Source organism: Microbacterium sp. NPDC080220 (assembly GCF_040686395.1).
Classification (GTDB): Bacteria; Actinomycetota; Actinomycetes; order Actinomycetales; family Microbacteriaceae; genus Microbacterium; species Microbacterium gawkjiense.
Window position 1 is genome coordinate 227,852 of the sequence record NZ_JBFBOP010000002.1, and the last position, 21,656, is coordinate 249,507.

23 protein-coding genes are annotated in these 21,656 nt (G+C 71.6%); 13 read left to right on the forward strand and 10 right to left on the reverse strand.

The window, feature by feature from the left end; translation table 11 throughout:
- Positions 1-98: 98 nt before the first annotated feature.
- The 5 genes from AB0P29_RS04645 to AB0P29_RS04665 all read left to right on the forward strand — a co-directional run bounded on the left by AB0P29_RS04645 (position 99) and on the right by AB0P29_RS04665 (position 5,364).
- The gene (locus AB0P29_RS04645) at positions 99-1,247 is read left to right on the forward strand and encodes a mechanosensitive ion channel family protein (protein ID WP_363378867.1); all 1,149 of its coding nucleotides are present in this window, start codon (positions 99-101) and stop codon (positions 1,245-1,247) included.
- A gap of 136 nt (positions 1,248-1,383) precedes the next feature.
- Positions 1,384-2,520, forward strand: a complete 1,137-nt coding sequence (locus AB0P29_RS04650) for an ABC transporter substrate-binding protein (protein ID WP_363378869.1) — start codon at positions 1,384-1,386, stop codon at positions 2,518-2,520.
- 122 nt (positions 2,521-2,642) lie between these two features.
- Entirely contained in the window at positions 2,643-3,461 is an 819-nt protein-coding gene (locus AB0P29_RS04655) for an ABC transporter permease (protein ID WP_363379053.1), read from the forward strand.
- Complete coding sequence (locus AB0P29_RS04660) at positions 3,458-4,261, forward strand: ABC transporter permease subunit (protein WP_253035503.1); 804 nt, start codon at positions 3,458-3,460, stop codon at positions 4,259-4,261. Before AB0P29_RS04655 ends, AB0P29_RS04660 begins: the two co-directional genes overlap by 4 nt.
- The gene (locus AB0P29_RS04665; protein WP_363378871.1) at positions 4,258-5,364 is read left to right on the forward strand and encodes an ABC transporter ATP-binding protein; all 1,107 of its coding nucleotides are present in this window, start codon (positions 4,258-4,260) and stop codon (positions 5,362-5,364) included. The genes AB0P29_RS04660 and AB0P29_RS04665 overlap by 4 nt, the downstream gene beginning before the upstream one ends.
- A gap of 5 nt (positions 5,365-5,369) precedes the next feature.
- Here the strand turns inward: AB0P29_RS04665 and AB0P29_RS04670 are convergent, their stop codons facing one another.
- From AB0P29_RS04670 to AB0P29_RS04690, 5 genes are all read right to left on the reverse strand, one after another.
- Complete coding sequence (locus AB0P29_RS04670; RefSeq protein WP_311285358.1) at positions 5,370-5,669, reverse strand: Dabb family protein; 300 nt, start codon at positions 5,667-5,669, stop codon at positions 5,370-5,372.
- Positions 5,666-5,923: a glutaredoxin family protein gene (locus AB0P29_RS04675; protein ID WP_363378874.1), complete on the reverse strand. Its 258-nt coding sequence runs from the start codon at positions 5,921-5,923 to the stop codon at positions 5,666-5,668. The genes AB0P29_RS04670 and AB0P29_RS04675 overlap by 4 nt, the downstream gene beginning before the upstream one ends.
- A gap of 96 nt (positions 5,924-6,019) precedes the next feature.
- On the reverse strand, positions 6,020-6,118 hold the full coding sequence (locus AB0P29_RS04680; RefSeq protein ID WP_003792170.1) for an AURKAIP1/COX24 domain-containing protein: 99 nt from the start codon (positions 6,116-6,118) through the stop codon (positions 6,020-6,022).
- Positions 6,119-6,199: 81 nt separating this feature from the next.
- Positions 6,200-6,391, reverse strand: coding sequence for a helix-turn-helix domain-containing protein (locus AB0P29_RS04685; RefSeq protein ID WP_018186843.1), 192 nt, complete (start codon positions 6,389-6,391; stop codon positions 6,200-6,202).
- A 99-nt stretch (positions 6,392-6,490) separates the two neighbouring features.
- Complete coding sequence (locus tag AB0P29_RS04690; protein WP_064003902.1) at positions 6,491-6,895, reverse strand: metalloregulator ArsR/SmtB family transcription factor; 405 nt, start codon at positions 6,893-6,895, stop codon at positions 6,491-6,493.
- Positions 6,896-6,962: 67 nt separating this feature from the next.
- On the opposite strand from AB0P29_RS04690, the gene AB0P29_RS04695 reads away from it, so the two are divergent.
- The 3 genes from AB0P29_RS04695 to AB0P29_RS04705 are packed head-to-tail and all read left to right on the forward strand — an operon-like array spanning position 6,963 to position 10,199.
- Positions 6,963-8,405, forward strand: coding sequence for a potassium transporter TrkG (locus AB0P29_RS04695; RefSeq protein WP_363378876.1), 1,443 nt, complete (start codon positions 6,963-6,965; stop codon positions 8,403-8,405).
- The gene (locus tag AB0P29_RS04700; protein WP_217530617.1) at positions 8,398-9,069 is read left to right on the forward strand and encodes a TrkA family potassium uptake protein; all 672 of its coding nucleotides are present in this window, start codon (positions 8,398-8,400) and stop codon (positions 9,067-9,069) included. Before AB0P29_RS04695 ends, AB0P29_RS04700 begins: the two co-directional genes overlap by 8 nt.
- Before the next feature lie 29 nt (positions 9,070-9,098).
- Positions 9,099-10,199, forward strand: coding sequence for a hypothetical protein (locus AB0P29_RS04705; protein ID WP_363378878.1), 1,101 nt, complete (start codon positions 9,099-9,101; stop codon positions 10,197-10,199).
- Between the two features lie 28 nt (positions 10,200-10,227).
- On the opposite strand, the gene AB0P29_RS04710 is transcribed toward AB0P29_RS04705, so the two are convergent.
- The gene (locus tag AB0P29_RS04710) at positions 10,228-10,725 is read right to left on the reverse strand and encodes a MarR family transcriptional regulator (RefSeq protein ID WP_311285354.1); all 498 of its coding nucleotides are present in this window, start codon (positions 10,723-10,725) and stop codon (positions 10,228-10,230) included.
- Positions 10,726-10,789: 64 nt separating this feature from the next.
- Between AB0P29_RS04710 and AB0P29_RS04715 the strand changes: the two genes are divergently transcribed.
- Positions 10,790-12,052: an MFS transporter gene (locus AB0P29_RS04715; RefSeq protein ID WP_363378881.1), complete on the forward strand. Its 1,263-nt coding sequence runs from the start codon at positions 10,790-10,792 to the stop codon at positions 12,050-12,052.
- A 9-nt stretch (positions 12,053-12,061) separates the two neighbouring features.
- Here the strand turns inward: AB0P29_RS04715 and proC are convergent, their stop codons facing one another.
- Positions 12,062-12,895: a pyrroline-5-carboxylate reductase gene (gene proC / locus AB0P29_RS04720; protein ID WP_311285352.1), complete on the reverse strand. Its 834-nt coding sequence runs from the start codon at positions 12,893-12,895 to the stop codon at positions 12,062-12,064.
- A 42-nt stretch (positions 12,896-12,937) separates the two neighbouring features.
- On the opposite strand from proC, the gene AB0P29_RS04725 reads away from it, so the two are divergent.
- A complete protein-coding gene (locus AB0P29_RS04725) occupies positions 12,938-14,050 on the forward strand; it encodes an alpha/beta hydrolase (RefSeq protein WP_363378883.1) in 1,113 nt (370 codons plus the stop codon).
- A 15-nt stretch (positions 14,051-14,065) separates the two neighbouring features.
- Here the strand turns inward: AB0P29_RS04725 and AB0P29_RS04730 are convergent, their stop codons facing one another.
- Positions 14,066-14,494, reverse strand: a complete 429-nt coding sequence (locus AB0P29_RS04730; protein WP_311285572.1) for a nucleoside deaminase — start codon at positions 14,492-14,494, stop codon at positions 14,066-14,068.
- 67 nt (positions 14,495-14,561) lie between these two features.
- Here AB0P29_RS04730 and upp point away from each other — a divergent pair, with 67 nt between their 5' ends.
- Entirely contained in the window at positions 14,562-15,194 is a 633-nt protein-coding gene (gene upp / locus AB0P29_RS04735; protein WP_363378885.1) for a uracil phosphoribosyltransferase, read from the forward strand.
- 11 nt (positions 15,195-15,205) lie between these two features.
- On the opposite strand, the gene AB0P29_RS04740 is transcribed toward upp, so the two are convergent.
- Positions 15,206-18,709 (reverse strand): TM0106 family RecB-like putative nuclease, encoded by a 3,504-nt coding sequence (locus AB0P29_RS04740; RefSeq protein ID WP_363378887.1) that lies wholly within the window; start codon positions 18,707-18,709, stop codon positions 15,206-15,208.
- 100 nt (positions 18,710-18,809) lie between these two features.
- On the opposite strand from AB0P29_RS04740, the gene AB0P29_RS04745 reads away from it, so the two are divergent.
- Entirely contained in the window at positions 18,810-20,876 is a 2,067-nt protein-coding gene (locus AB0P29_RS04745) for an NAD(+) synthase (protein ID WP_363378889.1), read from the forward strand.
- Between the two features lie 23 nt (positions 20,877-20,899).
- Positions 20,900-21,457 carry a nucleosidase gene (locus AB0P29_RS04750; protein WP_064003891.1) on the forward strand — a complete coding sequence of 186 codons (558 nt, stop codon included), beginning with the start codon at positions 20,900-20,902 and terminating at the stop codon, positions 21,455-21,457.
- A gap of 11 nt (positions 21,458-21,468) precedes the next feature.
- On the opposite strand, the gene AB0P29_RS04755 is transcribed toward AB0P29_RS04750, so the two are convergent.
- Positions 21,469-21,648, reverse strand: coding sequence for a hypothetical protein (locus tag AB0P29_RS04755; RefSeq protein ID WP_064003890.1), 180 nt, complete (start codon positions 21,646-21,648; stop codon positions 21,469-21,471).
- Positions 21,649-21,656 lie beyond the last annotated feature (8 nt).

Here is a 21,656-nt window from a genome sequence, read left to right on the forward strand (position 1 = left end):
AGACCCGCACGTTCGGCAAGCGCTCGGCTTCGGCCGGGCGCTCGTCGTATCGTGGCTGATTCCCCGATGGAAGGATCAGCTGCATGTGGGATGGTTGGATGAACTTCGCGATCGCGACCCTCGTCGGGATCGCGGTCGGGATCGTCGTCGCCGTCGTCGCGACGATCGTGCTGGCGATCGTCGCGCGCCGTCGCCGGTGGGCGGGGGTCCTGAGCCGGCAGTCCCGGGCACCGTTCCGGATGCTGCTGCTCGTCGTCGCCCTCTGGGCCGCCGTGCGTGCGGCGTTCCCCGATGACACGTGGCGCGGCATCCTGGATCAGCTCCTCACGATCCTCATCATCGCGGCGAGCGCGTGGCTGCTGGCCTCGCTCGTCGTGGTCGCCACCGACGTCGCGCTCGGCCGCTACCGCATCGATGTGCCCGACAACCGGGTGGCCCGCCGCATCCGCACCCAGACCCTCGTCGTGCGACGCCTCGCCATCGCGATCATCGTCATCATGGGCATCGGGGCGGTCCTTCTGACCTTCGACGCGGTCCGGGCGATCGGGGCGAGTGTGCTCGCGTCGGCGGGGATCGCGTCGATCGTCGCGGGCCTCGCCGCACAGTCCGTCCTCGCGAACGTCTTCGCGGGGCTGCAGATCGTCTTCAGCGATGCGCTGCGTGTCGACGACGTCGTCGTCGCCGACGGCGAGTGGGGGCGCGTGGGCGAGATCACCCTCAGCTACGTCGTGCTCGATCTGTGGGACGACCGCCGCCTCGTCCTGCCGTGCACCTACTTCACGACGACCCCGTTCGAGAACTGGACCCGGAGGGGCTCGGAGCTCCTCGGCGCCGTCGAGATGGACCTCGACTGGAACGTGTCCCCCGACCGGATGCGGGAGCACCTGCACGAGGTCGTGGCGGCGACCGAGCTCTGGGACGGGCGCACGGCCGTACTGCAGGTGACCGACGCGGTCGCCGGCTACGTGCGCGTCCGCATCCTCGTGACGGCGCAGGACGCTCCGACGCTCTTCGACCTGCGCTGCCTGGTCCGCGAGGCGATGGTCACCTGGGTGCAGCGCACCCTGCCCGACGCCGTCCCCGTGCAGCGGGTGCGGATGACGGATGCCGCCGGTGCGGCACCGGCCGACGACCCCGCGGCACGCCCCCACGACGGCCTCTTCACCGGCAGCGTCGAGGCCGAGCGCCGCGCGTCCACCTTCACGAACGCGATCCAGACCGTCCGTGAGTCCGACGCGGAGCGCTGAGCGGGCATCCGTTGCTCGGGCGTCACCGCCCGTTCACCCGCCGTGGGCCCGCCATCCATCCGGCGGTCGTAACTTCCCCTCGTCCCCCCGTGCGCCGCGCTCATCAGCGCGCGCAGGACCACCCGAGAGGAACCGCATGTCCCGTCCCTTCCCGCGCCGCGCGTCCGTCGCCGTCGGCCTCACCACCATCGCCGCGCTGTCGCTGGCGGCCTGCGCCGGCAACCCCGACGCCGAGAACGCCGCCGGCGAGACGTCGGTGGCCGCCACCGCGACGAGCGTCGCCGACTTCGGCTCGTTCGCCGACCTGGAGGCCGCGGCCAAGGCCGAGGGCAACCTGAACGTCATCGCGCTCCCCCGCGACTGGGCGAACTACGGCGAGATCCTCGACCTCTTCGCCGAGCGCTACCCCGAGATCACGATCAACGAGCAGTCGCCCGACATCTCGAGTGCCGAGGAGATCACCGCCGCCGAGACGAACGAGGGCCTCGACACCGCCCCCGACGTCTTCGACCTCGGCCTCACGGTCGCCCTGCAGAACACCGACCGCTTCGCTCCCTACAAGGTGCAGACGTGGGACGAGATCCCCGACGCGCTCAAGGAGCCGACGGGTCTGTTCGTGGGCGACTACGGCGGGTACATGTCGGTCGGCTACGACTCGGCGACCTTCGACGCGCCCGCCGACCTCGACGACCTGCTCGGCGACGGGTTCCGCGGCTCGGTCGCCATCAACGGCGACCCCACGCAGGCGGGCGCGGCCTTCGCCGCCGTGGGCCTGGCCGCCGTGCAGTCGGGCGGGACGCTCGACGACTTCCAGCCCGGCATCGACTTCTTCAGCGAACTGAACAAGGCCGGCAACATGCTCAAGCTCGACGTCACGAGCGCGACGGTCGCGAGCGGCGAGACCCCCGTCGTCTTCGACTGGGACTACCTCAACGCCGCGCACAAGGCCGACGTCCCCACCTGGGAGACGGTGGTCTTCGACGGTGTCGGCTACGCCGGGTACTACAACCAGGCCATCAACGTCGACGCCCCGAACCCGGCCGCCGCTCGGCTCTGGCAGGAGTTCCTCTACAGCGACGAGGTGCAGAACCTGTGGCTGAAGGGCGGGGCGCGTCCGGTCCGCATGGAGGCTATGACGGATGCCGGCACGATCGACGCCGACCTGGCCGCCGCGCTCCCCGAAGCCCCGGCCGAGACCGTCGTGCCGACCGAGGCGCAGTCGACCGCCGCGGGCGAGCTGCTGGGCGCGAACTGGGCCGCCGCGGTCCAGTGACCACCACGGCACCGGCGGGGATCCCGGCGACGGGCGTCCCGCACGGCGCCCCCGAGGGGGCGGAGCAGCACGCTCCGGCCCCTCGCGGGCGGCGCCGCATCGACTGGTCGTGGGTCGGCCTCATGCCGTTCGCCGTCTACCTGGCGGCCTTCCTCGTCCTGCCCACCGTCCTCGCCCTCGCGACCGGGTTCGTCGACGGGTCGGGAGCCCTCACGGGGGACAACCTCGCGGCGCTCGTCGATCCGGTCGTCCTCGCCACCTTCGCGAACTCGACCTGGGTGTCCCTCCTGACCGCCCTGATCGGCGCGGTGGTCGGCGCCCTCGTCTGCCTCGCGATGCTGGGGCTCCCCGAGACCGGGATCGTGCGGACGACGGTGGATGCGGCATCCGGGGTCCTCGCGCAGTTCGGCGGCGTGATGCTCGCCTTCGTCCTGATCGCGACCATCGGGACGCAGGGCGTCGTGACCCGCCTGCTCAGCGACCTCTTCGGGCTGCAGATCTTCGCCGGCGGGGCGTGGATCTACGCGCTGCCGGGGCTCATCCCGGCCTACATCATCTTCCAGGTGCCCCTCATGGTCATCACCTTCATGCCGGCGCTGTCGGCGCTCAAACCGCAGTGGCTCGAGGCGCACCTCACCCTCGGCGGCACCCGGCGCGGCTTCTGGCCGCAGATCGGGATGCCGGTCCTCGCCCCGTCCTTCCTCGCCAGCTTCCTGCTGCTGTTCGCGAACGCGTTCTCGTCGTACGCGACGGCGGCCGCCCTCGCCAGCCAGGGGTCGCAGATCGTTCCGCTGCAGATCCGTACCGCCCTCACGAGCGAGACCGTGCTCGGACGCGAGAACCTCGCCGGTGCGCTCGCCCTGGGGATGATCGTCGTGGTCGCCGTCGTCATGGTCGCGTACACCCTCATCCAGCGCCGCGCCGCCCGGTGGCAGTCGTGAGCCGCGCGACCCTCGCCCCGTCGGCGGCGACGCGCTGGGCGATCGGACTCCTCGTCGGGGCGGTCTTCGCCGTCCCGTTCGTCGCGACGGCCCTGTTCACCCTGACCGCCGCCGACGGCTCGCTCACCCTCGACCGCTGGGCGGCCCTGTTCGACCCGGCGCTCTCGGCGAAGTACCGGCCGGTGTGGACGGGCCTCGTCAACTCGCTCATCCTCGCGGCCGTGACGGTGGCGATCGTCCTTCTGGTGTTCGCGCCGACGATGGTGCTGGTGAACCTGCGGTTCCCGCGCCTGCGCCGCGCTTTCGAGTTCCTCGCCCTGCTTCCCATCACGATCCCCGCGATCGTCCTCGTGGTGGGCCTGGCCCCCATCTACCTGCAGATCGGCCGCACCTTCGGGACGGGCGCCTGGACCCTCGCCTTCGCCTACGGGGTGCTCGTCCTGCCGTTCGCCTACCGCTCGATCCAGGCCGCGATCGACGCCGTCGACCTCGCGACGCTGACCGAGGCCGCCCGCACCCTCGGCGCGGGGTGGGGCACCGTGCTGGTGCGCGTGGTCGCGCCGAACCTGCGCCAGGGGCTGCTCGCGGCATCCCTCATCTCCGTCGCGGTCGTCCTCGGCGAGTTCACGATCGCCTCGCTGCTGAACCGGCAGGTGCTGCAGACCGGGCTCGTCGTCATCAACAAGCAGGATGCCTGGGCCTCCGCGATCTTCACGCTGCTGGCCCTCGCGTTCGCCTTCGTCCTGCTCCTCGTCATCGGCCGCGCGGGACGCGTCGGCACCGGAAGGAAGACCCCGTGACCCTCGAATCCACCCCCACCGCCCGGATCCTCCCCCTCACCGCCGACAACACCCTGCTCGCCGGCGCGAGCGAGGGGACGCGGGTCGAGCTGCGCGGCATCGTGAAGGACTACGGCCCGACCCGCGTGCTGCACGGCGTCGACCTGGACGTCGCTCCCGGCGAGTTCGTGTCGTTGCTGGGGCCGTCCGGATGCGGCAAGACCACCGCCCTGCGTGTCATCGCCGGCCTGGAGGACGCGACCGGCGGGATCGTCGCCTTCGGCGGAACGGACGTCTCGCGGACACCGACGAACAAGCGCGACATCGGGATGGTGTTCCAGGCGTACTCGCTCTTCCCGCACCTGCGCGTCGTCGACAACGTCGCCTTCGGGCTGCGCCGGCGGCGCGTCGACACCGCCACCGCGCGCCGCCGATCGGGCGAGGCGCTCGAGCTGGTCGGCCTCGACCACCTCGCCGTCCGCTTCCCGCACCAGCTCTCCGGCGGACAGCAGCAGCGCGTCGCCCTCGCTCGCGCACTGGTGACCGAGCCGCGGGTGCTCCTCCTCGACGAGCCGCTCTCGGCGCTCGACGCGAAGGTGCGGGTCCAGCTCCGCGACGAGATCCGCCGCATCCAGCTGCGCCTCGGGATCACGACCGTGTTCGTCACGCACGACCAGGAGGAAGCGCTCGCGGTCTCGGACCGCATCGCCGTCATGGCAGCGGGGCGCATCGCGCAGATCGGCACCCCCGAGGACCTGTACCTCCGACCCGCCACCCCCGAGGTCGCCGGATTCGTCGGGCTCTCCAGCGTCGTCCCGGGGACCGCCGCGGCCCGAGCGGTCGAGGTGTGGGGCACGTCCGTCCCGATCCTCGGTGACGCTCCCGATGGCCCCGTCGAGGCGCTCATCCGTCCCGAGAACGTGCGCCTGGTGGGCGCGGGCGAGGGCATCGGCGCTGTCGTCGAGGAGAGCACGTTCCTCGGCAGCATCCGCCGCACCCTGGTCCGCACCGACGACGGCGCGCTGGTGCGGCTGCAGCATCCCGCCGACGACCGACTCGAGTACGGCGAACGGGTCCGCATCGCCGTGGCGCCGGTCCCGGTGCCCGCCCGGCCCCGCGGCTGAGGCTCTCAGACCTCGAAGTCGACGGCCATGCGTCCGCCGGCGACGCTGCGGATGTACGCGGCGACCTCCTGATGCGCGGGATGCGTCTGGTACGCCTCGAGCGCGTCGAGGTCGTCGACGTCCATCACGAGCGAGACGTCGGCGTTGGCCTCGGGGACGGCGACGTTGGTCCCCACGCTGAGGGAGCGGATGACGGGCACGGCGGTCTCGAGACCCCGCAGCAGGCGCACCACCTCGGCGGCGTGCTCGGCACGGGTGTCCGCGTCGGCGGCCGCCATCTTCCAGATCACGACGTGGCGGATCATGTGGAGGCCTTCTCGACGAGCGCGGCGCGCAGCCGGTCGGCGGAGACGCGCCAGTGCGCGTGCAGGTCGCCGTCGATGAGGACCACGGGGATCTTCTCCCACCATGTCGCGTAGAGGGCCGGGTCCTCGGTGATCGACAGCTCCTCGACGTCGACCCGCCCCTCGGGGAGCTCGGCGACGACGGCGTCGACGATCTCGCGGGCGACGTCGCAGAGGTGGCAGTCGGGTTTGGAGATGAGGGTGAGTGCGGTCACGGCATCCATTCTCCCCCGCTCATCCACGCCGCGGACGCAACACGAAGCGCCCCGACGTCCGGCGGACCGGACGGGGGCGCTTGTGTGCGATGCCGCTTACTTCTTGTTGCGGCGCTGGTGGCGAGTCTTGCGAAGCAGCTTGCGGTGCTTCTTCTTCGCCATGCGCTTGCGGCGCTTCTTGATGACTGAACCCACGGTAAACCTCACTAAGTCGGGGTCTGGACGCGCGGTGTCGGCGTCCGGGAACGGCAAGACGGAAAAATGCCTCGGATCAGTCTAGCCGACGTCGGCGATGGGACGTTGCAGAGCGGCTGTGACCGCGGTTTCGGGCACCCGGTAGCTTCGACCGAAGCGCACGGCGGGGAGTTCCCCCGAGTGGACGAGGCGATAGACGGTCATCTTCGAGACGCGCATGAGGTCGGCGACCTCCGCGACCGTGAGAAAGCGCACATCCGAGATGTCCGACATCGTGTCCCCTTTGTGGTTATCAGCCCCCGTGAATCCCTCCACATTAGGGGGTGGGTGAGACGCGTGTAAACCTGTGTGACTCGTGGGGCGGAAGGCTGGTCAGCGGCCCGGCAGTTTGTTGAACACGCTCGTCACGGCATGCTTCGCCGAGGCGGCCGCGCGACCCACGACCTCGGCGGCATGCGCTGCGCCGTCCGGCAGGGCGTGCGCCGCCGGCGCGTCGTCCTCGTCGACCGCGAAGAACGGGAACAGCCAGTCATCCACGGCGTCCAGCGGCGCGGGCGACAGGCTGTAGTAGCGGTGCTGGCCCTCTTCGCGCACGGAGACGAGGGATGCCTCCCGCAGTACCTTCAGGTGCTTCGAGACCGTCGGCTGGCTGACCCCGAGGGCGGAGACGATCTGCGAGACGCTCGTCCCCTTCTCCCCCGACGCCCCTCGTTCACGGAGCAGCTGGAGGATGTCCCGACGGGTCCCGTCGGCGATCACGTCGAAGATGTCCGCCATGGCATTAGGTTAGCCCGCCCGCGCGCAGGAGTACCATGACAACGATCCGAACGAGGAAGGGGCGCGAATGACGGGCCTTGCCGTCGATGAGCGCGCCCCCCGGCGCGGACCGTCGTGGCATCGCCGCGCGTTCTCCGCGATGCGCGATCTCGCGACCGCGTCGCCCTCGCGCTTCGCCGTGCTCATCTTCTCGGCCCTCATCCTCCTCTTCACGGCGATCTTCTCGCTGCCGGTGATGGCCTCGGACGGGCAGGTGACGCCCCTCCCCGACGCCCTGTTCACGGCGGTCTCCACGATCTGCGTCACGGGCCTCGCGACCGTCGACATGGCCACGCACTGGTCGCCCCTCGGTCATGTGGTGGTCTTCATCGGCGTCAACGTCGGCGCCCTCGGCGTCCTGACCCTCGCCTCGATCCTCGGCCTCGTGATCTCCAAGCGTCTGGGGCTCCGCGCCAAGCTGCTCGCCGCCGGCGACAGCAACCCGATGCGCGCCCACGGCGGACCGGTCAACGAGGGCCAGGCCGTCCGGCTCGGCGAGGTGGGTCAGCTGCTGGCGACCGTCGCCCTGTCGACCCTCGTCATCGAGGCCGCCCTCGCCGTCCTGCTGTACCCCATGCTGCTCGCCAGCGGCATCGACCCGCTGACCGCACTGTGGGAGGCCCCGTACTACGCGGCCATGGCGTTCACGAACACGGGCTTCGCGCCCAACTCCGAGGGCCTGGCGCCGTTCGCGCAGAACTACCTGCTGCTCAGCGTCCTCATGACGGGCGTCTTCCTCGGCTCGATCGGCTTCCCGGTCATCTACGCCCTCTGGAAGCATCACTGGCACGTCCGTCGATGGTCGATCCACGTCAAGCTGACGCTCATCACGACGGTCGTCCTGTTCTTCGCGGGCGCGATCGCGTTCGTGATCCTGGAGTACGGCAACCCCAAGACTTTCGGGACGATGGATGCCTGGGACACGACGTTCCAGGCCCTGTTCCTGTCCGCGATGACCCGTTCGGGCGGCTTCTCGATCATCGACATCGGCGAGCTGCACGAATCCTCGATCGTCGTCGGGTCGATGCTCATGTTCGTCGGCGGCGGATCCGCCTCGACGGCGGGCGGCATCAAGGTCACAACCCTCGCCGTCCTCGCCCTCGCGGTGTGGTCCGAGGCGAAGGGCCGGCCGAGCGTCTCGGCGTTCGGGCGCCGCATCCCGAGCGACGTCCAGCGCGTCGCCCTCTCGGTCGTCGCGTGGGGCGCGACGATCGTGGCGCTGTCGACCATCACGATCGCGCACCTGACGAAGGCGCCCCTCGACGAGGTCCTCTTCGACGTCGTGTCGGGCTTCGCCACCGTGGGGCTGTCGACCGGGCTGACGCAGGAGCTCCCCGACCCCGCCGTCTTCGTCATGGCGCTGACGATGTTCATGGGCCGCGTTGGTACAGTGACACTCGCCGCGGCGGTGGCCGCGACCAGCCGAACGCAGCACTACGCGCTGCCCGTGGAAAGGCCCATCGTTGGTTGAGCAGTTGCGCAGCGATTCGCCCGTCCTCGTCATCGGACTCGGTCGCTTCGGCGCCGCGTGCGCGGGCGAACTCGACCGCCTCGACCGCGACGTCCTCGCGATCGACGACAACCTCGACCTCGTGCAGAAATGGTCCGAGCGCGTCACGCACGCCGTCCAGGCCGATGCGCGCAACATCGAGGCGCTGAAGCAGATCGGTGCGCAGGACTTCCAGGTCGCCGTCGTGGCCGTGGGATCCTTGATCGAGGCATCCGTCCTCATCACGGCCAACCTGGTCGACCTGAAGGTTCCGCAGATCTGGGCGAAGGCGGTCTCGCAGTCGCACGGCAAGATCCTCGCCCGCGTCGGCGCCAACCACGTCATCTACCCCGAGCGCGAAGCCGGCGAGCGCGTCGCGCACCTCGTCAGCGGGCGCATGCTCGACTTCATCCGTTTCGACGACGACTTCGTCCTCGCCAAGATGTACCCGCCGCGGTTCATTCGGGGCGTCGGCCTCAACGAGTCGGGCGTCCGCTCGAAGTACAACGTGACGGTCGTCGGCGTGAAGAGCCCCGGCAAGCCGTTCCGCTACGCCGAAGCGACGACCGTCGTGACCAACCACGACCTCATCATCGTGTCGGGGACGAACTCCGACATCGAACGCTTCGCCTCGCTCGACCGCTGAGCCCGCTCAGGCGACACCAGGACACATCGATGGCATCATCCGATGACGCCGAGCGGGCGACCCCGCCGCACGACGCGCGGCTCCATGAGGCGCTGCGGTCGATGCGATTCGCCGCCGGCGGGCCGTCGTACGCCGAGATAGCCGCACGGGTCACACGGCTGCGCGCGAGCCGCGTCGGTGGCGCCCGCAGCGTCACGGTCGCTCGTTCGACCGTCTACGACCTCTTCCGGCCCGACCGTACGAGAGTCGACCCCGCCCTCGTCGCCGACGTGATCCTCGCCCTCGGTGGAGCGGAGCACGACGCCGCCCACTGGCGTCGCCACGCCGCGGTCGCGAACGCCCTCCGACACCGACCGGAGCAGGCCGCCGAGGCACCGGCCCCGCCCGCTGCCGCCCCGGAGACCCCGGAGCCGCCGCCGCACGATCCCACACCATCGCGCAGTCACACCGCGACGCGGCGCGACGCCGACGAGCCACGGACGCTCGATCCGCGCCCGCCGCGCACGCTGGCCTCGCGCGTCGGGGTGATGGCGATCATCATCGCCCTCTGCACCCTCGCGAACGTCGTCGGGGGCCAGCTCGTGCTGTGGTCGTCTCTCCCGCTGTTCCTCGACATGGTGGGCACTGCGGTCGCATCGATCGTCCTCGGTCCCTGGTACGGGGTGCTGGTCGCGATCGCGACCCAGCTGACCGGCGCGGCCTACCATTCGAGCCCCATCGGATTGCCGTTCACCGCCGTCGGGATCGTCGGTGCGCTGCTGTGGGGGTACGGCACGCGCTCGTGGGGCCTCGGACGGACGCCCCTGCGGTTCTTCGTCCTGACGGTGATGGTCGCGCTGGCCAGCACCCTGGTGGCGACACCGATCACCCTCGCCGTCTACGGCGGCTACTCCGCACATGTCGCGACCGTCACGTTCACGGAGCAGTTGCTCCACCTCGGCGATGCCCTCTGGACCGCGGTGCTGTCCGCGAACCTGATCTCCTCGCTCATCGACAAAATGATCTCCGGATTCATCGCGCTCACCGTGGGTTCGTCGCTCATCCACCGGATCGACTCGCATCGCCGAGGGCGCGGCGCCGACGCGCTGCTGTTCGACCCGCCACGTCTGAGCTTCCGCGCCTCCGCCTGAGGTCGCAGCGCCCGGCCGCCGCCCGACCTCAGGCCTCGCGCTGCGCGTTCGCCAGCAGCCGGGCGAGCAGGTCGGCGAGCGTCTGCTGCTCGGCCTCGCTGAGCCCGTCGAGCAGGCGGGCGTCGTGCGCGAGCGCGCGCGGCATCTCCCGCTCGACGACGGCACGACCGGCATCTGTCAACGAGAGCTCGACCGCCCGACCGTCGCGCGTCGACCGCTCCCGGCGCAGGAGCCCGGCGGATTCGAGCCTGCTCGTGAGCTTCGTGGTGGCCGCACCGCTGAGCATCGTCTCGGCGGTGACCTCGCTGGCACGCAGGGGCCGACCGGTGCGGGCCAGCGCGCAGAGGACGTCGAACTCCGATCGCGAGACGCCGCTGTCGGCCAGCAGCCGCTCGATCTGCGCGGTCGCCAACGCGGAGGCGCGGTTGAGCCTGCCCCACACGTCGATCGGCGACGTGTCGATCGCCGGCATCTGCTCCGCCCACGCGGCACGGATGCGGGCGATGAAGTCGGCGCGCTCGGTCACCGCTCCACTGTAGCGAGGCGAACCATTTATTTCACTGGTGAAGCATCTGTGTATAATCGGAGGAATGACCGCGCTCGACACCGGAACCCGCCCCACCGTCCCCGCCGCGTCGACACGCGGACCGCGGCTGCTCTCGCAGCCGCCCGCCGTCTGGGCCATTGCCTTCGCCGCGATGGTCGCGTTCATGGGGATCGGCCTCGTCGGTCCGATCCTCCCGACGGTCGCCGCCGCGCTGCAGGCGACCCCCGTGCAGACCTCGCTGCTGTTCACGAGCTACCTGACGGTGACGGCCTCGGCGATGTTCTTCACGAGCTGGCTGTCCACCCGCATCGGCACCCGCGCGGTCATGATCCTCGGCCTCGCCGTCATCGCCCTCGCCGCGATCGGCTGCGCACTGTCCCCCAGCATCGGCGCCCTCATCGGCTTCCGCGCCGTCTGGGGGCTGGGGAACGCCCTGTTCCTCTCGACAGCGCTCGCCTCGATCGTGTCCGCCTCGGGCGGGCGCAGCGAGCACGCCGTGATCTTCTACGAGGCGGCGCTCGGAATCGGACTGGCGGTCGGCCCGCTGCTGGGCGGCCTGCTGGGCGAGATCGGGTGGTCCGCGCCCTTCTGGGGAACGGCGTCGCTGTTCGCCGTGGGGGTCGCCGCCCTCCTCACCCTCGTCCGCGACCCGGGTCACGCGGCGGAGCGCAGCCGGGTCAGCGCCCCCTTCCGTGCCTTCGCCGATCGCGGACTGCTCGCGATCAGCGTCGTGGCTTTCCTCTACAACGCCGGCTTCTTCGTGACGCTGTCGTACACGCCCTACGCCCTGGAACTGCCGGCGGTCGGCATCGGCCTCGTCATGATGGGCTTCGGCGTCGGCCTCGCCATCGCGGGCGTCCTCATCGCTCCGCGGCTGACCCGGCGCTTCTCGGTCGTGACCGTGCTGCTCTGGTTCCTCGTCGCGTTCGCCGTGACGCACGTGCTGGCGGCGCTGAGCGCCGGATCCCGGCCGCTGCTCGTGGTCTGCGTCGTGCTGCTCGGCATCGAGATCGGTGCTGTGAACACGATCCTCACCGAGGCCGCGATGGAGGCGACCGCGCTCCCCCGCGCCGTCGCCAGTTCCGCCTACTCCGGCTTCCGGTTCTTCGGCGGCGCGATCGGCGCCCCCGTCGGCACCGCCCTGGCCGTCCTCGGCGTCGGCGCACCGTACGCCGCCGCAGCCCTGTCGGCGGCCGCCGGCGCGGCGCTCCTGTTCGCGTTCCGGAGGCTCATCGGACGCGCCGACCACACCGCCCGGCTCACCGAACGGACGACCGCCGAGGACCTGACGCTCGGCGACGCCTGAGCGGATGCCTCAGACGCCGGTCGCGAGCTCGCGGGCGCGGGCCAGTGCGGCATCCGTCGCCTGCGAGAACAGCCCGTCGAGGTTCGCTGTCTGGAGAACGCCGATCGCGCGCTCGGTCGTGCCCTTGGGGCTGGTCACCCGGCGGCGGAGCTCAGCGGGGTCGTCGCCAGTGGCGGCGAGCAGAGCCGTCGCACCGATGAAGGTCTGCTCGGCCATGAGGCGGGCGTCGGCCTCCTCGAAGCCCTTGCCGCGGGCGGCCTCTGTGAGCGCCTCAACGAGCAGGAACACGTAGGCGGGGCCGGATCCCGAGATGGTCGAGAGCGCGTCGATCTGCGCCTCGGGCACCTCGATGACGACGCCGCAGGTCTCGAACAGCGCACGGACGAGCGCGACGTGCTCCGCGGTCGCGGTCGACCCGGCGGCGAGACCGGTGACGGCCTTGCCGACCACGGCCGGCGTGTTCGGCATCGAGCGGATGACGGGGATCTCGGGCCCGACGATCGACTCGAACGTCTCGATCGTGACGCCCGCCGCCAGGCTGACGACGATCGTCCCGGGGCGCAGGGCGCCGGCGATCTCGCGCAGCAGGTCGGGGACCATCGCCGGCTTGACGCCGATGAGGACGATGTCGGCGGACGCCGCGGCATCCGTGTTCGCCGACGGCACCTCCGCGAGCGCCGCACTCGAGACGGCGTCGAGCCCCTCGAGCTCGGCGGCCTTCGCGGCCGTGCGGTTGGTCACCACGACGGACGAGGCCCGGCCCGAGCGGGAGATCCCCTGCGCGATCGCACCCCCCATCGAACCGGCTCCGAGGATGGCGACGGGAGGGAGGTGGTGCGTCATGCCCCCATCCTGTCATCCACCCCCGCGGCTTATCATCGGCTCATGACCCTCCTCGACGGAATCACGTCCCGCATCATCGACACGGACCGGCTGAGCGTCAACATCCTCGAGCGCGCCGGAGATACGGTCGACGCCGCCCCCGAGCGCACCGTCGTCCTGCTGCACGGCGCCCTGTCCTCCGCCCTCGTCTGGCAGGAGCTCATGCAGGACCTCCCCGCGGAGTTCCGGGTCGTCGCCGTCGATCTGCGCGGTTTCGGCGGCACCGAGCACATGCCCGTCGACGCCTCCCGCGGGGTCCGCGACCTGAGCGACGACGTGGCGCTCACGCTCACCGAGCTCGGCATCGAGGCGCCGCACCTCGTCGGATGGGACCTCGGCGGAGCGGTCGCCTTGCAGTTCGCGCTCGACCACCCGGTGCGCACGATCCTGCTCGAGTCCCCCGTCTCGCCGTTCGGCCTCGGCGGCACGCGGCTCGACGGGTCGCGCCTGACCGACGACGACGCCGGCTGCGGCGCGGGGACCGCGAACCCCGAGTTCGTGCGCCGCTTGACCGCGCGCGAGGCGGGCGCGGAGGCATCCACCTCGCCGCGGAGCGTCTTCCGGGCCTCCTTCGTCGCCGAGGGTTTCGAGACCGAGCACGAAGACCTCTGGGTCGAGGCCATGCTCTCCACCTCCACCGCGACCGGCAACTATCCCGGCGAATCCGTCCCGAGCCCGCACTGGCCCGGCTACGCGCCCGGCCGGTTCGGTGTGCTCAACGCCCTCGCGCCGCAGAACTTCGACGTCTCGGGCATCGTCGACCTGCCCGAGAAGCCGTCGATCCTCTGGATCCGCGGCGTGCTCGACCCGCTCATCTCCGACACGTCCTTCTCGGACCCGGGCCACCTCGGGTCGCTCGGGATCCTCCCCGACTGGCCCGGCGCCGACGTCGCCCCGGCCCAGCCGATGGTGTCACAGACCCGCGAGGTGCTCCGTCGCTACACGGATGCCGGGGGCATCGCGACCGAGCTCGCCCTGCCCGGCGTGGGGCACACCCCCCACCTCGAGCGGCCGGCCGTGTTCCGTCGTGCGCTGCTCGAATTGACGGGGTACATCGGTTCGCCCGCGTCCCCCGCGCCGCCCACCGAGGCGATCATCCTCAGTTCGTCCGACTGACGAGCGAGCAGCACCTCAGCGCTTCGCGTCGAAGAAGCCGCGCAGCAGGGTCGCGGCCTCGCCCGCACGGACCCCGCCGAGGACCTCGGCGCGGTGCGGCATCCGCCTGTCGCGCAGCAGGTCGTGGACGGAACCGGCCGCACCCGCCTTCTCGTCCCACGCGCCGAACACGACGCGCGCCACCCGCGTCTGCAGGATCGCACCCGCGCACATGACGCACGGCTCGAGAGTGACGACGAGGGTGCAGTCGTCGAGGTTCCACGATCCGAGGGCGGATGCCGCGGCTCGCAGCGCCACGACCTCCGCGTGAGCGAGGGGGTCGCCGTCGCGTTCGCGGAGGTTGCGTCCCTCCCCGACGACCCGGCCCGCCTGCGTGACGACCGCGCCGACGGGGACGTCACCGTGGCCCGACGCGAGGGCGGCGAGCTCCAGCGCCCGCACCATCGCCGCGTCGTCGGCGGCGGGGACGGGCAGGCTCACGTCGTCAGCGTAGCCCCGGTAGCCTGGACCCATGCGTGTGCACGTCGCCGACCACCCCCTCATCACCCACAAGCTCACGGTGCTGCGCGACAAGCGCACGACGTCGCCGGTGTTCCGCCAGCTGACGGCCGAGCTCATCACCCTCCTCGCCTACGAGGCGACCCGCGGCGTACGTGTCGAGGAGATCGAGATCGACACGCCCGTCACCCGCACGACCGGGCTCAAGATCAGCGAGCCGCGGCCGCTCGTCGTCCCGATTCTGCGCGCGGGCCTCGGCATGCTCGACGGCATGACGACGCTGCTGCCGACGGCCGAGGTCGGCTTCCTCGGCATGGCGCGCAACGAGGAGACCTTCGAGCCCTACACGTACGCCGAGCGTCTGCCCGACGACCTCAGCGACCGCCAGTGCTTCGTCCTCGACCCGATGCTCGCCACGGGCGGCTCGCTCGGCGCGGCGATCGACTTCCTCTTCGCGCGCGGCGCGCAGGACGTCACGGCGGTCTGCATCCTCGCAGCGCCCGAGGGTCTCGCGGCGATCGAGAAGCAGGTCGGCGGGCGCGACGTCACCCTCGTCCTGGGCGCTCTCGACGAGCGCCTGAACGAGAAGGGCTACATCGTCCCCGGTCTCGGCGACGCCGGCGACCGCTTGTACGGCACGGTCTGACACCGCGCGGCCTATCGCGGGACCGCGACGGCCTCCGATGGGATGCCGGTGGCTCCGACGAGGCGGGCGAACGCGCTGAGCCGCGCGACGCCGTCGGGGGTGCGCGGCAGGTCGTCGAGCACGCCGGTGCCGTAGACGACGAACGCGGTGTGCATCGCGCGCGAGACCGCGACGTTGATGCGGTTCTGCAGCAGCAGGAACTCGAGCCCGCGCGGCGCATCCCGACCCGACGAGGCGGCGAGCGAGACGATCACGACGGCCGCCTCCTGCCCCTGGAACCGGTCGACCGTGCCCACCCGGACGCCGGAGAACCCGGCGGCGGTGAGGACCTCCTCGACGAGCACCTGCTGCGCGTTGTACGGCGTCACGACGATGACGTCCTCCGGCCCGAGCGGGCGTGAGGTCGCGCCGTCGGTCCACGGGGTGCCGACGAGGTCGCGGACGATCCGCAGGACCTCGTCCGCCTCCTCGGGCGACTGCGTCGCGTTGCGGGTGTGCGCGAGCGGCACGGGCACGACCCCGGCGGGGACGCCGTCGAGGCGGCGGAGCGCCGTGTCGGGGTGCGCCTCGAGTTGCCCCTCGTAGGCCAACTGCGACACCGGCTCGGCGACCTCCGGACGCATCCGGCGGGTGCGCGCGAGGAAGTAGCCGCGGTCGGCGGGGATCACCGCGTGGTCGTCCATCACCCAACCGAGCGCCGACGTGTCGACCGGCTCGGGGTGGGTGCCCTGGCTGACCTGCGGCAACTGCTGCGGGTCGCCGAGCAGGAGCAGACGGCGAGCGGAGGCGGCGACGGCGATCGTGGAGGCGAGCGAGAACTGCCCCGCCTCGTCGATCACGAGCAGGTCGAGCGAACGGCGGCCCACCCGCCCGGTGTGGGTCAGGTCCCACGCCGTACCGCCCACGACGAAGCCGGCGGGCTGAGACCCGATGTAGGCCGCGAGCTGGTTCTTGGCGATCGCGGTGAACCGCTCGGCCCCCGTCGCCGCACCCTTGGGGGCCTTAGCGACCTGGGCCGCATCCAGCCCCGCCTCGACGATGCGATCGAGCATGTGCTCGACGACGTTGTGCGACTGCGCGACGATGCCGACCCGGAACCCGCGCTCGCGGACCAGCCGCGCCACGACGTGCGATCCGACATAGGTCTTGCCCGTGCCGGGCGGACCCTGCACGGCGAGGTAGCCGTCGTCGAGGCCGGCGAGCGCCGCCGCGATGTCGGCGACGTCGTCGCCCGTGCGCGGCAGCGGTGTCTCGCGCCGCGGCGGGCGACGCAGCAGGAGGTCGGTGGCGGGATCGGCGGGCAGCGCGGGAGCGGCGGCGAGGACCGCATCCGCCCACTCGTCGATCGCCGCCTGCTGACTGCCGGCGCGCGGCGGTGCGGGCGGTGTCAGGGCGACCGGGAGCTCCTGCCACGTGAAGCCCTGGAAGGCGTTCTCCTCGATCACGACGCCGTCGTCGAGGACGTCGACGACCGACACGGAGCGCGCGGCGTGTATCCACCGCGGGCTGGTCTCGATCGGGAACGGCGCCGGCAGCTCGTAGACGGTGTACGGGTTCTGCCCCACCGTCAGCCGGGTGCCGGGGGCGAACTCGCCGCGGATCTCGACGACCCGGCGGACGGCCGTGAGCCCCTCAGGACGGTGCCAGTCCGTCAGCACGCGGCACCGATCGCGGTCGACGACGACGACGTCGCGGGTGTCCTCCCAAACCGACACCGGTTCGCGCAGGCGGAGGAAGTGCGTGGCCCAGAAGGTCTTCGCCTCGCGCGGGTAGTAGTCGATGGCCGCCGCGCCGAGGCGCAGCGCCTGCGCGGTGGCCTCGTCCTCGGCATCCGCGGCGAACCGCGAGAGCGCCTCGGCGCGCGGCGACGGCTCGTACACCGCCTCGCCCGCCTCCGGCTCGCGGGAGGGCACGAGCTTCGCCTCGCGCGCGCGGTCGACGAGCCAGTCGCGCAGGCGCCGCGTCGACACGCAGTCGTACCGGTTGTAATCGGCGAGGTCGTCGAGGATGCGGCGGGCCGCCGCGTCGTCGCCGGCGTCCTGCAGCGCCCGCGCCTCGACGTAGCGGACGATCGAGTCGTCGCCGCGCTGCACGTCGCTCGTGCGGACCTCGTCGCCCATGTACAGCGGCTCGAGCTTCTTGATCGAGTACGAGCGCGACCCGACCCGCAGCGCGCGGCGCACGATCGGGTAGAGGTCGACGAACACGCCGTCGCGCAGCAGCCGGTCGACGGCGGCCTCGCCCACACCGTGCCGAGCCGCCATCGCGAGCAGGTGCGTGGGCTCGTAGGGGGCGTAGTGGTAGATGTGCAGGCCCGGGTGGGCCCGCCGGCGGACGGCGACGAACTCGAGGAAGTCCTCGAGCGCCCGCTTCTCGTCGGCGAACGAGTGCGCCCAGAGCGCGGAGTACTGCTCGGTCTCGTCGACCCAGCCGAAGAGGTAGTCGATCCCCCACTGCATCGCCGCCCCTTCGGTGTAGAGCGGATCGCCCTCGAAGTCGAAGAACAGGTCGCCGTGGTCGGGTCGGGGAAGGGCACCCAGCGCCTTCGGGAAGACGACGTCGAAGGTCGGGATCACGGGGCCCGTCTGCGCGGGGGCGTCGTCGACGCCGCCGGCGGGGCTCTCGAGCTGCAGCCGCGCCTGGGTGCGCAGCCCCGAGAAGGTGTCCCACGACATCCGCGGCGGAGCCTCGCGGGAGGCGGCGAGCGCGTCGATCGTCGTGACGTCGGCAGCCCGCAGCCGGTCGCGCTGGACCGGCCGCATCCCCGCGACCAGCAGCAGGTCGCGGTGCGCGACGACCTCGAGGTCGCACGTCGCGCACCGTCCGCACGCTACGACGCGCAGGTCACCCCGGTCGTCGCCCCACGGGATGGGCGACCCCGCGGACCCGGCGGCGACGTCGCGGTCGGCGATGAGGGCCCGGAGGCGGGCACGGCGCAGCCCGAACACGGGGAGGAGGTCGCGGACCGCGTGGGTCGACACGGTGCCGTCGCCCAGCAGCAGCTGCACCTCGTCGGCGCGGGGGACACCGAGCCGGTCGAGCTGATCCACGTATGCCGCCAGCTGCATGAGGGCGGTCACCCGGGCGTGCCGGGCGAGCTTCGTGTCCTGCACGATCCACCGGCCGTCGTCGGCACGCACGAGGAAGTCCGCGAATCCGACGAACTCCTCGGTCGAGAACGCCGCCTGGTAGACGACGTGCACGGCGGGGTCGGCGAGCGCCGCATCCGTCGCCGCGACCGCCGCGGCAAGGCCCGCGGCATCCGACGACCGTGTCTCGGGGATCTCGACCACCGCCCCGGCGTGCGCGGCACGGTACGCCTCGTACACGCGACGCTCGTGCTGCGTGCCCAGCCGGCCCGCCCGCTCGAGCGTGAGGTCCTCGGGGTCCTCGACCGCCGCGATCCGGCCGAGCTTCGCGTCGATCGCCCGCAGCCAGGCGAACTCGCACTCGGCCGCGGCCTTCAGGTCGCTCGCGCTCCAGACGATCCGGCCGTCGTCTTCGATGTATCGCATGATCCCCTCTCGGAATCGACACTATCCGCGGTCACCGACACGCCTCCCGCACGCGCACAAGCCCCCTGGCGGCCGACGGGCCACCTGACAGACTGGACGCGTGACCCAGGACCTGCCCTTCGAGAATCCGTATCGGCACGGGTACGCGCGCGTCGCGGCGTGCACGGTGCCGGTCGTCATCGCCGACCCCGCCGCGAACGCCGACGCGATCCTGGCGAGCGCGCGCGCCTGCCACGACGACGGCGTCGCGGTCGCCGTCTTCCCCGAGCTGGGCCTCACCGGATACGCGATCGAGGACCTCGTGATGCAGGACGTCGTCCTCGACGCGGTCCTCGTCGCGATCGAGCGGCTCGCCGCGGCATCCGCCGACCTCTCCCCCCTGCTCATCGTCGGCGCGCCCCTGCGGATCGAGAACCGGCTCTACAACTGCGCCGTCGTCATCCACCGGGGCCGGGTGCTCGGCGTCGCCCCCAAGTCCCACCTGCCCACCTACCGCGAGTTCTATGAGTCGCGCTGGTATGCGCGCGGCGATGACGCCCCCGCGACCGTGACCCTGGGGGGCGACGCGGTGCCGGTCGGCACCGACCTGCTGTTCGAGGCGACCGACGTGCCCGGGCTCGTCGTCCACGCGGAGATCTGCGAGGACTTCTGGGTGCCCGTGCCGCCGTCCTCGCACGCGGCCCTCGCCGGGGCGACCGTGCTCGCCAATCTCTCGGGCAGCCCGATCACGATCGCCCGTGCCGAGGACCGCCGCATCCTTGTGCAGTCGCAGTCCTTCCGGTGCCTGGCCGCCTACGTCTACGCCGCCGCCGGACAGGGCGAGTCGACCAACGACGTCTCGTGGGACGGGCAGACGATCATCTACGAGAACGGCACCCTCCTCGCTGAGACCGAGCGCTTCCCCGACGGTCCGCGTCGGGCCATCGCCGACGTCGACCTCGACCGGCTGCGCCAGGACCGGCTGCGCCAGGGCACCTTCGAAGACAACCTGCGCACGACCGGGGCGCAGGTGCGCCGCATCCCCTTCACCGTCGCCCCGTCGGCGTCGGTCGCGGGCCTGCGCCGCCCCCTGGACCGGTTCCCGTTCGTCCCCGACGACCCCGCCCGACTCGACCTCGACTGCTACGAGGCGTTCAACATCCAGGTGTCCGGCCTCGAGCAGCGCCTGCGGGCGATCGGACAGCCGAAGCCCGTCATCGGGGTCTCGGGCGGTCTCGACTCGACGCATGCGCTGCTCGTCACCGCCCGCGCGATGGACCGCATGGGACGCCCCCGCAGCGACATCCTCGCCTTCACGATGCCGGGCTTCGCAACCGGCGACCACACGAAGTCGAACGCGATCGCCCTCGCCGAGGCCATCGGCGCGAAGATCGAGACGATCGACATCCGGCCGATGGCGACCGAGCTCCTGGCCGGCCTCGGACACCCCTTCGCGAAGGGCGAGCCGGTGTACGACGTGACGTTCGAGAACGTGCAGGCGGGCGCCCGTACCGACTTCCTGTTCCGCCTCGCGAACCAGCGCGGCGGCATCGTCATCGGCACCTCCGACCTCTCCGAGCTCGCCCTCGGGTGGGCGACCTACGGCGTCGGCGACCACATGGCGCACTACGGCGTCAACGCCGGCGTGCCGAAGACCCTCATCCAGCACCTCATCCGGTGGGTCATCGCGCACAGCGACGAATCCGGTACGACCCTCACCGACCGGGCGAAGGAGGTGCTGCAAGCCGTCCTCGACACCGAGATCAGCCCCGAGCTGGTGCCGGCGGACGCCGACGGCAAGGTGCAGTCGACCGAGAGCACCATCGGACCGTACGCGCTGCACGACTTCACCCTGTTCCACGTGCTGCGCTACGGGTTCCGCCCCTCGAAAATCGTGTTCCTGGCCGAGCAGGCCTGGGCGGACGCGGATGCCGGGGCGTGGCCGCCGGGCTTCCCCGAGGACGAGCGGTACGCCTTCGACCGCGAGACGATCGTGCGCTGGCTGCGGGTGTTCCTGCAGCGCTACTTCGGCTTCGCGCAGTTCAAGCGCAGCGCGGTGCCGAACGCGCCGAAGGTGTCGCCCGCGGGCTCGCTGTCGCCGCGCGGCGACTGGCGGGCGCCGTCCGACGGGAACGCCGCGGCCTGGCTCGCCGAGCTGGATGCCGCCTTCCCCCGCCCTTCGGACTGATCGCCGGATGGGATGATGGATCGGTGAAGCTCCTCGTCGCCGCTCTCGATTCCGAACTCGTCGCCTTCCCCGAGGAGCTCCCCGGCTTCGACCGGCTCGTGACGGGCCCCGGCAAGCTGCAGGCGACGTACGCCCTGACGCGCGCGCTCGACCGGGCCGACTACGACGAGATCGTCGTCGTGGGGACGGCGGGTTCGGTGGATGCCGCCGCCGTCGGCGTCCACGATGTGACCACCGCACTGCAGCACGACGTGTCGGACGTCGACGGCATCGCCGGTCAGCACGTGTCGCTCCCGACGACGGTGTCGATCGCGGGCCGCGAGGGGACGACGATCGCCACGGGCGACCACTTCGTCGACGACGCCGACACGGTCGAGGCGATCCGCTCCCTCGGCGGCACGCTGGTCGACATGGAGGCCTACGCGTACATCTGGGTGGCGCAGCAGTTCGGCGTCCCGATCCGGGTGCTGAAGGCCGTGTCCGACAGCGCGCAGGACGACGCGATCACCGACTGGCGGGAGGCCGTCGCCGCGTGCAGCGTCCAGCTGCGCGAGCGCATCACCGAGCTCTACGGCGTCTGAGCCCGCGGTCGTCAGGCGTCGCGGCGCGCGAAGAGCGAGCGCAGCACGAAGAAGACGATGAGCGCGACGATCGCCACGACGACCAGCTTCGCCGCGAAAAAGACGAGCTTCAGCACGACGTCGACGACGATCCACGCGATGACGATCGCGACGATGACGCCCAGGACCGTCCAGATCATGCCCTTCTTCATGGTTCCAG

What these genes read in the sequence shown, in the direction of transcription:
- AB0P29_RS04650 (WP_363378869.1), top strand. Translation starts at nt 1,384, where the DNA reads ATGTCCCGTCCCTTCCCGCGCCGCGCGTCCGTCGCCGTCGGCCTCACC.
- AB0P29_RS04645 (WP_363378867.1), top strand. Translation starts at nt 99, where the DNA reads ATGAACTTCGCGATCGCGACCCTCGTCGGGATCGCGGTCGGGATCGTC.
- AB0P29_RS04690 (WP_064003902.1), bottom strand. Translation starts at nt 6,895, where the DNA reads ATGGCGGACATCTTCGACGTGATCGCCGACGGGACCCGTCGGGACATC.
- AB0P29_RS04695 (WP_363378876.1), top strand. Translation starts at nt 6,963, where the DNA reads ATGACGGGCCTTGCCGTCGATGAGCGCGCCCCCCGGCGCGGACCGTCG.
- AB0P29_RS04655 (WP_363379053.1), top strand. Translation starts at nt 2,643, where the DNA reads ATGCCGTTCGCCGTCTACCTGGCGGCCTTCCTCGTCCTGCCCACCGTC.
- AB0P29_RS04715 (WP_363378881.1), top strand. Translation starts at nt 10,790, where the DNA reads ATGACCGCGCTCGACACCGGAACCCGCCCCACCGTCCCCGCCGCGTCG.
- AB0P29_RS04705 (WP_363378878.1), top strand. Translation starts at nt 9,099, where the DNA reads ATGGCATCATCCGATGACGCCGAGCGGGCGACCCCGCCGCACGACGCG.
- AB0P29_RS04740 (WP_363378887.1), bottom strand. Translation starts at nt 18,709, where the DNA reads ATGCGATACATCGAAGACGACGGCCGGATCGTCTGGAGCGCGAGCGAC.
- upp (WP_363378885.1), top strand. Translation starts at nt 14,562, where the DNA reads ATGCGTGTGCACGTCGCCGACCACCCCCTCATCACCCACAAGCTCACG.
- proC (WP_311285352.1), bottom strand. Translation starts at nt 12,895, where the DNA reads ATGACGCACCACCTCCCTCCCGTCGCCATCCTCGGAGCCGGTTCGATG.
- AB0P29_RS04670 (WP_311285358.1), bottom strand. Translation starts at nt 5,669, where the DNA reads ATGATCCGCCACGTCGTGATCTGGAAGATGGCGGCCGCCGACGCGGAC.
- AB0P29_RS04730 (WP_311285572.1), bottom strand. Translation starts at nt 14,494, where the DNA reads ATGGTGCGGGCGCTGGAGCTCGCCGCCCTCGCGTCGGGCCACGGTGAC.
- AB0P29_RS04685 (WP_018186843.1), bottom strand. Translation starts at nt 6,391, where the DNA reads ATGTCGGACATCTCGGATGTGCGCTTTCTCACGGTCGCGGAGGTCGCC.
- AB0P29_RS04725 (WP_363378883.1), top strand. Translation starts at nt 12,938, where the DNA reads ATGACCCTCCTCGACGGAATCACGTCCCGCATCATCGACACGGACCGG.
- AB0P29_RS04755 (WP_064003890.1), bottom strand. Translation starts at nt 21,648, where the DNA reads ATGAAGAAGGGCATGATCTGGACGGTCCTGGGCGTCATCGTCGCGATC.